This is a genomic window from Neisseria sp. HMSC061H08, assembly GCF_001836795.1.
Lineage (GTDB): Bacteria > Pseudomonadota > Gammaproteobacteria > Burkholderiales > Neisseriaceae > Neisseria > Neisseria subflava_A.
In genome coordinates, this window is record NZ_KV830556.1 from 281,233 (window position 1) to 294,822 (window position 13,590).

The following is a 13,590-nucleotide window of genomic DNA, read 5'->3' on the forward strand; positions in this document are numbered from 1 at the left end:
TATGCTTAGTATTTGGGGCGTGGTATTTGCAGAATAATTGGGAAGACAAACGCTTCAAGCGCTCAAACCAGAGTGCATCTGTTGAAATGACGTGTATCAACTAGTACGTTTTAAACTGAGCGATTAAACCAAGTTTCAGACGGCCTTTTAAAAATCGTATTACAATAAGCCAAAATTAAAAACACATTCCATTATGTCCAAAAAAATCCTGATTATTACCCCAAGCTGGATTGGCGACTGCGTCATGACCCAACCGCTTTATCGCCGTTTGCATGAGCTGTATCCCGGCTGCACCATTGATGCTTTTGCACCCAAATGGTCGATGGCTGTATTTGAGCGTATGCCTGAAATCAACCGTGTGATGGAAAATCCGTTTGGACATGGTGCGTTGGAATTGAAAAAACGCTGGCGTATCGGGCGTGAATTGGGAAAAGAAGGCTATGATCAAGTGATTATTTTGCCCGGTTCGCTCAAATCCGCCATCATTGCCTTGGCTACGGGTATTAAACAGCGTACGGGCTACGTCGGCGAATCGCGCTATTTTTTGCTGAACGATATCCGCAAGTTGGATAAGGCCGCGTTGCCTCTGATGGTCGACCGCTATACTGCGCTGGCGTATCCGACCCAAGCGGATTTTAACGGGCATTCCGATAATCCGTGTTTTAAGATTGATCCCGAAAGCCGTCAAGCCGCTTTGGCAAAACATGGCTTAGCGACGGATAAACCGATTTTGGCATTTTGTCCCGGTGCTGAATATGGCCCGGCCAAGCGTTGGCCTGCGCGTCATTTTGCCGAACTGGGCCGCCGCTATTTGGCTGAGGGTTGGCAGGTTTGGCTGTTTGGTTCGCAAAAAGATTTCGATATTGCAGATGAAATCAACCGGTTTTCAGACGGCCTGTGTACCAATCTTTGCGGCAAAACCAATCTTTCGGAGGCGATTGATTTGTTGTCTTGCGCCGATACGGTCGTGTGCAACGACAGCGGTCTGATGCACCTTGCGGCCGCGCTTGATCGGAAATTGGTTGCGGTTTACGGCTCATCCAGCCCTGACCATACGCCGCCTCTCAGCCAAAAGGCAAAAATCGTCAGCTTGAATTTAGATTGCTCGCCTTGTTTCAAGCGCGAATGTCCGTTGGGGCATACGGATTGTTTGAACAAACTGACGCCGGATAGAGTACAAAAAGCGGCGGAAGAGCTGGCTCGTTCGGCGTAATCCAATAAAGATTAGATGGGAAGCAGCAAAGGGCAGATTTGAGTCTGCCTTTTGATTTTTTGTTTCTTTTATTTTTTAACCAAAGGCCGTCTGAAAATTATATTTCAGACGGCCTTTTTTGGGTTTGAAATCAATACATCTGATTATTTTTGATGCAGATTGTAAACGTATTCGACTTCTTCGCGGCTGCCCATGAATACGGCAACACGTTGGTGCAGACCGGTAGGTTGGATGTCGAGCATGGCTTCGATGGCGTTGTTTGATGCGCCGCCGGCCTGTTCCATAATCAGGCTCATCGGGTTGGCTTCGTACATCAGGCGCAGTTTGCCCGGTTTGGATGGGTCGCGTTTGTCTTGCGGATACATGAATACGCCGCCGCGCATCAGGATGCGGTGAATTTCGGCAACCATGCTGGCTACCCAGCGCATATTGTAGTTTTTGCCGCGTACGCCGGTTTCGCCTGCCAGCAATTCGTCAATGTATTGTTGAACAGGGGCGAACCAATGTCTTTGGTTGGACATATTGATAGCGAATTCTTTAGTGGATTCGGGAACGCGCGGATTTTCTTTGGTCAGCAGGAATTGGTTGGCATCGTCCAGAGTGAATACGAATACGCCGTGACCGACAGTCAGTACCAGTTGGGTTTGCGGACCGTATAAAACATAACCTGCGGCCACTTGGTCGCGGCCTTTTTGCAGGAAGGATTCGGTAGTCAATGCGCCTTCAGGTTTCGCCAAGATGGAGAAGATGGTGCCGACGGAGATGTTGACGTCGATATTGGAAGAGCCGTCCAGCGGGTCAAACAATACCAAATAGCCGCCGTTGTCGTGTGTGGCGACATAGGTGTCTTCTTCTTCGCTGGCAAGGCCTGCGATGTTGGCATTGGCTTTTAAAACATCAATCATGATGTTGTTGGCGATGACATCGAGTTTCTTTTGGTCTTCGCCTTGGATGTTGCCGGTACCGGCCATGCCTAAAACGCCGGAAAGCGCGCCGAGGCGGACTTTGGCGTTGATGTCCAAACAGGCGGCGGCTACGGATTCCAGTACGCCGGCCAGCTCTTGCGGCAGTTTGTGTTCGGGCAGGTGTTGGGCTAAGAATTGGTTCAATGTCTTCATGGTTTCACTCTTTTCCTAAGTTTGAATCGAATATTTTTCAATTTCAGGTCGTCTGAAAACGGCGTGTTCATTTGGTTTTGCTCTCGGCCATGCCTAAAACTTCTTTAGTGCAGGCGATGCTGACATCCTTGATGTGTTTTTTCAGCTCGTCGCTCATGGTGTTGCTGCCGCCCAAAAGCGAGGTTGCTTCTTCAGGGCTGATTTTATCAACTGTTTTTTCACCGATACAGCGGCAGATTTTTTCAGTGGTCACGGAATCAAACGGGCTTTTTCCGGAGGCTTTTTCTACGCAGGCTTCGGTTGCCGAGCGGACAAATTCGGTGCGGAAACTTTGGGTAAATTCTTCTTTAAATTCGTTTTTTACAGATTCGCTGCATGCGCAAAGCAGGAGCGTGCAGGCTAGGGGTGTGCGTATATTCATGAGTGGACGGCCGTTAATTGTTATGTTGTGAATTGTAGTGGAAAAAGGCTTAAGTATAAAGGTTTAAGGCCGTCTGAACGGGTATGGCGGCAAAATCGAAGCGCTTGGGTATGCGTTCAGACGGCAACGTTTATTTCGTTTTGCTTTCCAATACATAATGCGCGCCGGCATCTTGCGCCAGAATTTTGGAAAGCTCGGGCAGATTGTTTTGCAACTGTTCGGCAAGCATATAGGGCGGATTGATGACGAACATGCCGCTGCCGTGCATACCGAAGCCGTCGCTGCGCGGCGTATGGACATGAAGCTCGGCGTGCAGATAATTGTCGGGAGCGATTTTTTTGAGTTCGTCCGGCAGTTTGCGGCTTTCTTCGCGGCTCAAGCAGGGATACCAAACCATGTAGCAGCCGGTTTCAAAGCGTTTTAAAGCATCTTTCAAAACTTGGACGACGCGGCGGTAGTCTTGTTTTTCTTCGTAGGGCGGATCAATCAAGACGGCGGCGCGGCGGGGCGGAGGAGGCAAGAGCGAAATCAGGCCTTGATAACCGTCCGCTTGGCTGACCTGTACTTTGCGCGTCGGACGGACTTCGCGCATATTGTTTTGCAAATGGACAAAATCGGCAGGATGCAGCTCAAAGAGGCGCATTTTGTCGCTGTCGCGCGTGAGCGCCTGTGCCAGCCAAGGCGAGCCGCAGTAAAGGTTGTCTTGCGGCAGGATTTGTTTCAGACGGCCTATAAATTCGGCCAATTCGGCAGGCAGCTTGTCAGCTTGTTCCAAGAGCGCAATGCCTTGTTTGTATTCGCCGACTTTTTGCGCTTCGTCGCCGCCCAAATCATACAAACCGGCACCGCTGTGCGTATCGATATACCAATAAGGCTTGTCTTTGCGGTTGAAATATTCGAGGACGAGGAAGAGGGTAAAGTGCTTGAGCATATCGGCATGGTTGCCGGCATGGAAGGCGTGGCGGTAGCTGAGCATGATTGGGCGGCGGAAATAAAAATCCGATTATACCCCAAACCATCGACACCACCGCTTTCAGACGGCCTTTGTGCCTGGAAAATGCTACAATATCCGCCTTATCGTACCATCGGAAAGAAGACATCATGTTTACAGGCATCGTACAAGGCATGGGCAAAATTACAGACATCGTCCAACCTTCGCCCGACTTTCGTACCCACACTGTCGAGCTGCCCCCCGAAATCGCCGACAATCTGCAAACCGGCGCTTCTGTCGCCAACAACGGCTGCTGCCTGACCATTACCCGAATCGACGGCAACAAAGTCAGCTTTGATTTGATGGACGAAACCTTACGCAAAACCAATCTCGGCAGCTTGAAAGTCGGCGACAGTGTCAACTTGGAACGCGCGGCGCGGTTTGGCGATGAAATCGGCGGCCATGTGATGAGCGGCCATGTGATGGCGGTTACCCGAATTTCCCGTATCGAATCCAGCGAGTTCAACCGTACAGTTTGGTTTGAGCTGCCGGAAAACCTCAAGCCCTATATCCTGACCAAAGGCTTTGTCGGTTTGGACGGTTGCAGCCTGACCATAGGCGAAGTCGGCGACAGCGAATTTTGCGTACACCTGATTCCGGAGACTTTGGAGCGTACCCTGTTTGGCAGCCGCAAAGAAGGCGACCTCATCAATATTGAAATCGATCCGCAAACCCAAGCCGTTGTCGATACCGTGATGCGAGTATTGGCACAAAAGGCCGTCTGAAAAAAAGAAAGCCGAAATGAAATTATCCAATTTTTTGAAAAAAGCTAATTCCGTTTTAAACCGTCTGGATTTAATCCTGCCTGACGAAGCCGGTAAAACCGACTGGCGCGCTTTGGCCTACCGTTGGCACAGCGTGGGCAAAAAAGGTATTTTGGAAAGCCTGCCGCGTCCGCATACGTTTCCTTTGAGCAGATTGGCGGCAGTCGGTTCGCAAACTGACAGGCTGAAACGCAATACCGAGCAATTTTTGGCAGGTCGCCCAGCAAATAATGTCTTGATGACCGGCGCACGCGGTACGGGTAAATCTTCCTTGGTTAAAGCGTTGTTGCACGAATACGCCGAGCGCGGCCTGCGACTGATTGAAGTGGACAAAAGCGATTTGATCAGTCTGCCGGCTTTGTTGACACTGTTGTCCGAGCGTCCCGAGAAATTTATCGTTTTCTGCGATGATTTGTCGTTTGAAAGTGGTGATGAAACCTATAAAGCCTTGAAAACTGCTTTAGACGGCGGACTGTCGCAACGTTGCACGAATGTTTTGGTTTATGCCACGTCCAACCGCCGCCATTTAATTCCCGAATACATGGATGAAAACGGCGGTACTACGGGCACCCGCGGCGAAATCCATCAGAAGGAAGCCGTCGAGGAGAAAATTTCCCTTTCCGACCGCTTCGGCTTATGGTTGAGTTTTTATCCTTTTGACCAAAACGATTATTTGACCGCTGTAGCCAACTGGTTGGACGATTTCAATGTGCCTTTTGACGATACCGCGCGCCAAGCCGCGTTGCAATGGGCGCAAATGCGCGGCAGCCGTTCAGGCCGTTCGGCGTGGCAGTTTGCCTGCGACTGGGCAGGACGGTTGCCGGAAGAAAGAGTGCTAGATTAAGGCTGAAAAGTAAAGGCCGTCTGAATATGGTTTCAGGCGGCCTTTTGTATTTTTATTTATCCATCAGCGCAAGCATGAAGACAACCACTGCTGGCGTTGGCGCGGATTGAGCAGATGATAGAGGCGGTATTGGATTTCCATTTCATCCACTGCATAGTCCATGCTGGAGAGGTAGCGACTTTCAACATAGTCGCGGGCGGCGTTTGAATCGAATGAGTCGCCGGAGAGGATTTTGATGATGGTTTGACGGCGGTTGCGGTCAGAGCGTACGGTTTTGCGGTAGGCTTTATCGTTGATTTGTTTGAAGTCGGTACGCAGGCGGCGCAGGGCGGCGTGTTGGTCGGCGGATAGATTAAGCTGTCGGATATCGCAATTGGGGTGGAAGTCGTCCAAAGTGGCCAGAAACGGACCTGCATGGGCAGGCAGGCTGGAACAGAGTAGGGCGAGTGCTAAGAAAGTAAAAGTCGGATAGCGGGAAAGTGCGACAGACACGGTGTTTTCCTAATGTTTCATCAGGTTTGGAAATATAACCGATAAGCGTGTGAAAGGCAGTATCAATGCAGTTAACTTTTGTTAATGATGTTAGATTTTTTTGCAGATGTATGTAATCTAATAATTTATTTTCAAAGCCTTACTATGTGATTATAAGTTTCATTAATGTATATGAAATGTAAATTCATAAAAATGACGGCAGAGATGTTGTCGGCAGCATACAACATAGGATTAAAAATGCGATAATGACAAAGGAACACACTTTAGGAGAATAAACATGACCGACTACCGTATTGCCCCCAGTATTTTGTCTGCCGATTTTGCCCGCTTGGGCGAAGAGGTTGCCGAAGTTATCCGCGCCGGTGCGGATTTGATTCATTTTGACGTGATGGACAATCATTATGTGCCGAATCTGACTTTCGGCCCTATGGTTTGCGCGGCTTTGAAACCGTATGCAACCGTGCCGGTCGATGTGCATTTGATGGTTGAGCCGGTGGACGATTTGATTCATTCGTTTGCCAAAGCCGGTGCCAATATTATTACTTTTCATCCGGAAGCCAGCCGCCATGTCGACCGCAGCTTGGGTTTGATTAAAGAATACGGCTGTCAGGTAGGTTTGGTATTGAACCCTGCTACGCCGGTCAATATTCTGGAAAACGTTTTGGACAAACTGGATATGGTGTTGCTGATGTCGGTCAACCCGGGCTTCGGCGGACAAAGCTTTATCCCGAATACGCTGGTGAAAATCCGCAAAGTGCGCGAGATGTTGGACGAGTATGAACGGCAAAGCGGCCGCCATATCGCATTGGAAGTCGATGGTGGCGTGAAGGCAGACAATATTGCTGAAATTGCGGCGGCAGGTGCGGATACGTTTGTGGCCGGTTCGGCGATTTTTGGCAAACCGAATTACAAAGCCGTTATCGATGAAATGCGTCAGCAGTTAGCGCAAGTCGGATAATTAAGCCGGGATATTCTCGGTTTTCAAACTTTTAAATAATCAATGTTTAATATTAAAGGCCGTCTGAAATGATTTTCAGACGGCCTTTTTTAGCCTAAACCCTTACAGCGGCCATTTCAATGCTGGATTGCTTTCAATGACTGCTTTGAATTGGTTTTGAATACGCTCAATCGCTTCTTGCGTATCCGCTTCAAAACGCAATACCAAAATCGGCGTGGTATTGGAAGCACGCATCAGGCCGAAGCCGTCAGGGAATTCAACGCGTAAGCCGTCGATGGTGATGATTTCGGTCGCACCTTCAAACTTGGCATTGGCAGCCAGCTCTTCAATCACTTTGTGGCCGTTGCTGCCTTCCGGCAGGTCAATGTTGAGTTCCGGAGTGGAAATGCTTTGCGGCAGCTTGTTTAACACTTCGGACGGATTGTCGAAGGCAGACAGGATTTCCAAGAGGCGTGCGCCGGCATACATGCCGTCGTCGAAGCCGAACCAGCGTTCTTTAAAGAAAACGTGGCCGCTCATTTCACCGGCAACCAGTGCGCCGGTTTTTTTCATGGTGGATTTGATGAAGCTGTGGCCGGTTTTTTCCATTACAGGTTCGCCGCCGTGTTCTTTAATCCAAGGCGCGAGCAGACGGGTGGATTTGACGTCGAAAATCACTTTGGCTTTAGGATTGCGGCTCAACACGTCTTGCGCGAAAAGCATCAGTTGGCGGTCTGGATAGATGATGTTGCCGTCTTTGGTGACCACGCCCAAGCGGTCGGCATCGCCATCAAATGCCAAGCCGATTTCGGCATCGCTGTTTTTAAGCTCGACGATAAGGTCTTGCAGGTTTTTCGGTTTGGAAGGATCAGGGTGGTGATTAGGGAAATTGCCGTCCACTTCGCAGAAAAGTTCGGTAACTTCATTGCCCAAACCTTTGTAGAGTTTGCCTGCAAATGCGCCGCCGACACCGTTGCCCGCATCAATCACGATTTTCATCGGGCGTTTGAGCTTGATGTGGCCGACGATGTTGTTGTGGTATTCGCCGGAGATGTCTTTTTCGGTTACGCTGCCTTGTTTGTCGGCGGCAACAAAACCGTCTTTCTCAACAATAGCTAAAAGTTCTTGAATGGCTTCGCCTGCAAGCGTGTCACCGCCGAGCATCATTTTGAAACCGTTGTAATCGGGCGGATTGTGGCTGCCGGTAATCATCACGCCGCTGCCGCCGCATTCGTTGATGGCTGCGAAGTAGAGCATAGGGGTGGCAACCATGCCGACGTTGAGGACGTCAATGCCGCTGTCTGTGAAACCGCGTTGAATTTGTGCCATCAGGCCGGGACCGCTCAAACGGCCGTCGCGGCCGAGTGCGATACGGGTAATGCCTTTTTCGGAGGCTTTGGTGGCAATGGCTTTGCCGATTAAGTAGGCAGCATCGTCGGTCAGGGTTTTACCGACGATGCCTCGGATGTCGTAGGCTTTGAAAATGTCGCGGGCGATATTTGCCATGTGGATTTCCTTTGAATTTAAGGGAAAATAATAGGCGTTATTCTAACACGGCTAAAAGGCCGTCTGAAGAATTCAGACGGCCTTTTGTCGTTACATCAAAGAACAGTGTTGCTTGGACGAATCAATTGTTAAAAGTGTTGCACTGGTTGATGTCGCCGCTTTCCAAACCGCGCTTGAGCCAAGTCATGCGTTCTTCGGATGAGCCATGGGTAAAGCTGTCGGGAACAACATAGCCCTGAGCCTGTTTCTGCAAACGGTCGTCGCCGACGGATTCGGCGGCAAGCATGGCTTTTTGAATGTCTTCGGCTTTGAAGATATTGTTGTTGACGGCGTAGTGTCCCCAAATACCGGCGAAACAGTCGGCCTGCAATTCGAGTTTGACGGAAAGGGCATTGGCCTCTTTCTTGCCGACTTGCTGCTGCATTTTGTGGACTTTAGGCAGGATGCCGAGCAGGTTTTGAACGTGATGGCCGACTTCATGGGCAATAACGTAGGCAAACGCGGCATCGCTGGCGGATTCGAGCTTGGTGCGCATGTCTTCGTAGAAGCTCAAATCCAAATAAACTTTTTGGTCGCCCGGGCAGTAAAACGGACCCATGGTATATTGACCCGTACCACAGGCAGTGGACGTACCGCCTTCATACAACACCATGATTGCCGGTGTATAGCGTTGGTCGTGTTGTTGGAAATATTTGCTCCATGCTTTTTCCGTATCGGCAAGGACGACGCGGGACAGCTCATTCAACTCGGCTTCTTGTTGGCTGTCGAGTCGGGAGGCTTGCTGGGTAGGAATGCCCATCGAAGATGAGCCGCCAACCAAGCCGCTCAAATCCACGCCGTAATATGCGCCGACCAAAACCACGATAATGCCGAGTATGCCCGGCGTTTTGCCGCCGCCGCCACGGCTTCCGCGGCGATCTTCGACGTTTTGGCTTTGTTCACGACCTTTCCAATCCATAATGTGTATCCTGTGTAGTTTTCATGCGGCGGATTATACTATGGAATGTCGAATGTGTTTGATCGAATTGCGAATATTGCTGGAGGCCGTCTGAAAATGCGGTATCGGGAAAGTGAAAACGGCAGTATCTTTCAGACGGCCTTGGTGTTTGTTAGAATGAACAAACCTACTATTGGGAGATATAAGATGAAAGTTAGCAGTAAAGCTATTGTCAACGGTGAATTTGAAGACAAATACGGCAAGCGCGGCAGCCAGTTTAGCCCGAGCGGTATGCCTTCTTATTCGATTCCTTTTGAGATCGAAGATGCGCCGGAGGGAACAAAATCGTTTGCCGTGGTATTGGAAGACAAAGATGCCATTTCGGCATCGGGTTTCGTATGGACGCATTGGTTGATTTCGGATTTGAAACGTACTTCCGTGGCAGAAAATGAAAGTATTTCTGCAACGGATTTCACGCAAGGCGCGAACACTTGGGCGAGCGCGTTGGGTAAATTTGAAATCGAAGAGGCTTCGTTTTATGGCGGTATGGCGCCACCGAACAACCGCCATCGTTACGAGCTGATTGTGTACGCGCTGGACACTGTTTTGGATTTGCCGCGCGGTTTCCGCTTTAATGAGCTGCATTTTGCCATGCAGGGCCATGTGTTGGATTCGGCATGCGTAGTCGGTACTTATGATGTGTGACGGTATGCGTCATTATTGAAAAACAGCCTGTCCGGTTTTAATTCGGACAGGCTGTTTTTATGGGAAATCAAATCAATTAAACCACTTCGGCTTTGGTGATGATGACGGGTTCGCTCGGTACATCGTCGTGGTAGCCGTGGCGTTTGGTAGAAACGCCTTCGATGGCATCGACTACATCAAAACCGTCAACGACTTTGCCGAATACGGCGTAGCCCCAGTCTTGGACGACGGTTTTGCCGTACAATTCTTTAGAACGGAAGTTCAGGAAAGCGTTGTCGGCAGTGTTGATGAAGAATTGCGCGCTGGCAGAGTGCGGATCGGAAGTACGCGCCATGGCGATGGTGTATTTTTCGTTAGGCAAACCGTTGGACGCTTCGTTTTGAATCGGATCGCGGGTTTCTTTTTCGTTCATGTTTTCATCCATGCCGCCACCTTGAATCATAAAGCCTTTGATAACGCGGTGGAAGATTACGCCGTCGTAGAAGCCGTCTTTAACGTATTGCTCGAAGTTTTTAGCAGTAATGGGGGCTTTGTCGAAATCGAGTTCGATTTTGATGTCGCCTTTATTGGTGTGCAGGATAATCATGGGTTTCCTTTCGTTAGAATCCGGTTTTGAATCATTCGTTAAATTGTGTCTGAACGACAAACTTCAAGGCCGTCTGAAAAATATTCTTTCAGACGGCCTGGACTATGTTTACGGGTTTACGGCATCAGGACGAAATAAGCCCACAGCGCAACCAACAGGATACAGAGGACATTCAGCAATAAGCCGACATTCATCATTTCGCGTTGCTTAATCAAGCCTGTACCAAACACAATCGCGTTAGGCGGCGTGGCAACCGGCAGCATGAAGGCACAAGATGCGCCAATGCCGATAACGAATACCAAGACTTGTTCAGGCAGACCCATTTGCGCGGCGATGCTGGCGAAAATAGGCACAAGCAGGGCGGCGGAAGCCGTGTTACTGGTGAACTCGGTCAGGAAGATGATGAAGGTTGCAACCACGAAAATCACCAGCAATGCAGGAGAGTGGGCGAACGTGGAAGCAACTTGCTGACCCAGTGCTTCAGATGCGCCGGAAGATTGCAACAAAGCGCTCAAGCTGATGCCGCCACCGAAGAGCATCAATACACCCCAGTCGGTATTGCGGGCAACTTCTTTCCATTGCGCCACGCCGAATACAACGACGGCAACGGCGGCAATCAGGGCGATAACGGTATCGGGGTTGGAAATACCGAATGCGTCTTTGATTTTGGAGCTGAATACCCAAGAGATGGCGGCGGCCAAGAAAATCAACAGCGCGATCATGCGGTGTAAAGTCCAAGGGATAGATTCGGCTTTAACTTCCACGCGCTCGTTCAAATTAGGTTTGAGGATGACGTACATGGAGAACAGCATTAACGGCAGAATCAACAGCATCATCGGCAGGCCGAGCTTCATCCAGCCGACGAAGTCCAAGTTCAGCGCTTTGGCGGCAATCATGTTCGGCGGAGAACCGACCACGGTACCCAAGCCGCCGATACTGGCGCAGTAGGCGATACCGAGCAGGACGAAAACGTAGGTTTTGCGTTCTTTTTCCTGGTCGAGGTGGCTCATCATACCCATTGCCAAAGGCAACATCATCGCTGCAGTAGCAGTGTTACTGATCCACATAGACAGGAAGGCGGTAACGGCAAACAGCATCAACACGGCAACTTTCATATTGCCGCGGGACAGGCGCAACAGGCTGACAGCGATTTTACGGTCGAGACGTTGCATGTGTAGGGCGGTTGCAAGCGCGAAACCGCCGAAGAAGATGTAAATCGTCGGATCGGCAAAGCCCGCCATCGCCTTTTTGATGTCCATGTCGGGGAAGCCGAGTACGACGGCGAGAATTGGTACCATCAATGCGGTTACCGTGATGTGTACGGCTTCGGTAAACCAAAGTGCCGCAACGAAAATCAACAGTGCGATACCTTTGTTGGCATCGGTGCTGTAGGGAAGGATGTAATAAATGCCGAAGCAGACAACAGCAGAGATAATGGTCGTCAGCAGTCCTTTAAAGTCGGTAATCGGCTTCTGCGCACTGAGAAGCTCAACGTTCTCAGGATGCTGAGTTTTATCCTTGGCGTTTAAGTCCATGATGTATTCCTCTGAAACATGATTGGTTTTTCTTTTCAGCCGTACGTTCAGACGGCCTAATAGGCGACAGTATATTTGTAATTTGATGTAGTGTAAACAAATTGTAAATTATTTTTTAAAAATGAAATGAAAACCGGATAAGCAGCAAGAAAACTGCTTATCCGGTGGAATGAAAACCCATTGTGAGCTAATAAGAATCAGGACAAATCGGTAAAATTGCCAAAATTACGGCAGAGTCAGTAATACCATCCTGATTTATATGGATTTAAACATTTTGCGTCAGATTGTCTTGTTCCTTAAACAACAAACCGCAAACGGCAAAACCTGCAGCAGCTAAGAGCGCGCCTGCAATGCCGATATTGGAAAGGCCGAACCAGACGGTCACATAATGCCCCAAAAGTGCACCGCCGCCGATACCGACATTGTACAAACCTGAATAAATCGAGTTGGCCACATCAGTTGCATCCGAGGCAAATGCCAAGACTTTCGATACCATGCCCAAGCTGACGATGACGATGGCCACGCCCCAAATAAACACTAGCGCATATACCGCATACGGGAAAGAGGCAAGCGGCAGAAGCAGCAGGGCGGAGAGCAGGATGACCGCCACCGCGCCGAGCATAAACAAACGTTGCGCTTTGGCAAACCATTTGCCAAACAGATAAGACGCGGCAAATCCTGCCAAACCGTACAGGCTCAAAACGATGGTAACTTGTTCTGCCTTAAATCCGCCAACTTGCAACACAAAAGGCTCGATATAGCTGTATGCCGTGAAATGTGCCGTAATAATCAACACCGTCATGGCATAGAGCAGCATCAGGTTACGGCGTTTGAACAAACTCGGCAGGCTGCTTAAAGAGCCGGTATTTTGGCTGGGTAAAGCAGGCAGGTTTTTAGCCAACACCAGCATTACGCCGGCAGCACAGACGCCGATCAGCAGGAAACTGAGCTGCCAGCTAAAATATTGCCCGACCACACGTCCGAGCGGAATACCCAACACCATCGCCAAAACCGTACCCGTACTGAGCAGGCCCAAAGCCTGATTGGTCTTACCGTCTGGCGCAAGGCGGACTGCCAACGAGGCCGTAATCGACCAAAATACCGCGTGTGTCAGCGCAATCCCGATACGGCTGACCAAGAGGATGTTGAAGTTCCAAGAAAAGAACGACAGCGCGTGAAACAGCGCAAACAGTGCAAACAGCATCAGCAATAATTTGCGCCGTTCGATGTTTTTCGTCATCAGCATCAGCGGCAGCGATAGGAGCGCAACAATCCACGCATACACCGTAATCATCATGCCCACTTCCGTTGCCGGTTTGCCAAAGCTCTGACCAATGTCGCTCAAAAGCGCAATCGGAATGTATTCGGTGGTATTGAAAATAAACGCCCCCACCGCCAGCGCGCATACGCTAACCCATTGTTTGAATGTTGAAGTCATTATTATGTCCGTTTGATGAAGCAAAAGGCGTTATTGTACGCCTATCTGCATTTTTCAGACGGCCTTAATAAAGAATTTGCAAGCTGTTTGCGTAAGGAGTAAA

14 protein-coding genes are annotated in these 13,590 nt (G+C 49.7%); 5 read left to right on the forward strand and 9 right to left on the reverse strand.

Translation table 11 applies throughout. From position 1 onward, the window contains the following. Positions 1-193 precede the first annotated feature (193 nt). A complete protein-coding gene (gene waaF / locus HMPREF2675_RS02275; RefSeq protein WP_070813929.1) occupies positions 194-1,213 on the forward strand; it encodes a lipopolysaccharide heptosyltransferase II in 1,020 nt (339 codons plus the stop codon). A 143-nt stretch (positions 1,214-1,356) separates the two neighbouring features. On the opposite strand, the gene HMPREF2675_RS02280 is transcribed toward waaF, so the two are convergent. The 3 genes from HMPREF2675_RS02280 to rlmJ form a co-directional block, all read right to left on the reverse strand. Then, the gene (locus HMPREF2675_RS02280) at positions 1,357-2,331 is read right to left on the reverse strand and encodes a class 1 fructose-bisphosphatase (RefSeq protein WP_070813930.1); all 975 of its coding nucleotides are present in this window, start codon (positions 2,329-2,331) and stop codon (positions 1,357-1,359) included. 67 nt (positions 2,332-2,398) lie between these two features. After that, positions 2,399-2,752 (reverse strand): hypothetical protein, encoded by a 354-nt coding sequence (locus HMPREF2675_RS02285; protein ID WP_070813931.1) that lies wholly within the window; start codon positions 2,750-2,752, stop codon positions 2,399-2,401. A gap of 130 nt (positions 2,753-2,882) precedes the next feature. Continuing rightward, positions 2,883-3,728: a 23S rRNA (adenine(2030)-N(6))-methyltransferase RlmJ gene (gene rlmJ, locus HMPREF2675_RS02290; protein WP_070813932.1), complete on the reverse strand. Its 846-nt coding sequence runs from the start codon at positions 3,726-3,728 to the stop codon at positions 2,883-2,885. Between the two features lie 125 nt (positions 3,729-3,853). Here rlmJ and HMPREF2675_RS02295 point away from each other — a divergent pair, with 125 nt between their 5' ends. Together HMPREF2675_RS02295 and HMPREF2675_RS02300 are read left to right on the forward strand one after the other, a co-directional pair. Then, a complete protein-coding gene (locus tag HMPREF2675_RS02295; protein WP_070813933.1) occupies positions 3,854-4,468 on the forward strand; it encodes a riboflavin synthase in 615 nt (204 codons plus the stop codon). Positions 4,469-4,484: 16 nt separating this feature from the next. Beyond that, positions 4,485-5,351, forward strand: coding sequence for an ATP-binding protein (locus tag HMPREF2675_RS02300; protein WP_070813934.1), 867 nt, complete (start codon positions 4,485-4,487; stop codon positions 5,349-5,351). A gap of 63 nt (positions 5,352-5,414) precedes the next feature. Here the strand turns inward: HMPREF2675_RS02300 and HMPREF2675_RS02305 are convergent, their stop codons facing one another. Next, a complete protein-coding gene (locus tag HMPREF2675_RS02305; protein WP_036490577.1) occupies positions 5,415-5,843 on the reverse strand; it encodes a Spy/CpxP family protein refolding chaperone in 429 nt (142 codons plus the stop codon). A gap of 277 nt (positions 5,844-6,120) precedes the next feature. Here HMPREF2675_RS02305 and rpe point away from each other — a divergent pair, with 277 nt between their 5' ends. Then, a complete protein-coding gene (gene rpe, locus HMPREF2675_RS02310) occupies positions 6,121-6,801 on the forward strand; it encodes a ribulose-phosphate 3-epimerase (RefSeq protein ID WP_070813935.1) in 681 nt (226 codons plus the stop codon). A gap of 102 nt (positions 6,802-6,903) precedes the next feature. On the opposite strand, the gene HMPREF2675_RS02315 is transcribed toward rpe, so the two are convergent. Further along, entirely contained in the window at positions 6,904-8,286 is a 1,383-nt protein-coding gene (locus HMPREF2675_RS02315) for a phosphomannomutase/phosphoglucomutase (protein WP_070813936.1), read from the reverse strand. Positions 8,287-8,407: 121 nt separating this feature from the next. Further along, positions 8,408-9,244 carry a KPN_02809 family neutral zinc metallopeptidase gene (locus tag HMPREF2675_RS02320; RefSeq protein ID WP_070813937.1) on the reverse strand — a complete coding sequence of 279 codons (837 nt, stop codon included), beginning with the start codon at positions 9,242-9,244 and terminating at the stop codon, positions 8,408-8,410. A 186-nt stretch (positions 9,245-9,430) separates the two neighbouring features. Here HMPREF2675_RS02320 and HMPREF2675_RS02325 point away from each other — a divergent pair, with 186 nt between their 5' ends. Beyond that, a complete protein-coding gene (locus HMPREF2675_RS02325; protein ID WP_002232090.1) occupies positions 9,431-9,928 on the forward strand; it encodes a YbhB/YbcL family Raf kinase inhibitor-like protein in 498 nt (165 codons plus the stop codon). A gap of 76 nt (positions 9,929-10,004) precedes the next feature. Here the strand turns inward: HMPREF2675_RS02325 and HMPREF2675_RS02330 are convergent, their stop codons facing one another. The 3 genes from HMPREF2675_RS02330 to HMPREF2675_RS02340 form a co-directional block, all read right to left on the reverse strand. After that, the gene (locus HMPREF2675_RS02330; protein ID WP_070813938.1) at positions 10,005-10,514 is read right to left on the reverse strand and encodes a peptidylprolyl isomerase; all 510 of its coding nucleotides are present in this window, start codon (positions 10,512-10,514) and stop codon (positions 10,005-10,007) included. Between the two features lie 116 nt (positions 10,515-10,630). Further along, the gene (locus tag HMPREF2675_RS02335; RefSeq protein ID WP_070813939.1) at positions 10,631-12,049 is read right to left on the reverse strand and encodes an SLC13 family permease; all 1,419 of its coding nucleotides are present in this window, start codon (positions 12,047-12,049) and stop codon (positions 10,631-10,633) included. 265 nt (positions 12,050-12,314) lie between these two features. Next, complete coding sequence (locus HMPREF2675_RS02340) at positions 12,315-13,487, reverse strand: sugar transporter (RefSeq protein ID WP_070813940.1); 1,173 nt, start codon at positions 13,485-13,487, stop codon at positions 12,315-12,317. Between the last annotated feature and the right edge of the window lie 103 nt (positions 13,488-13,590).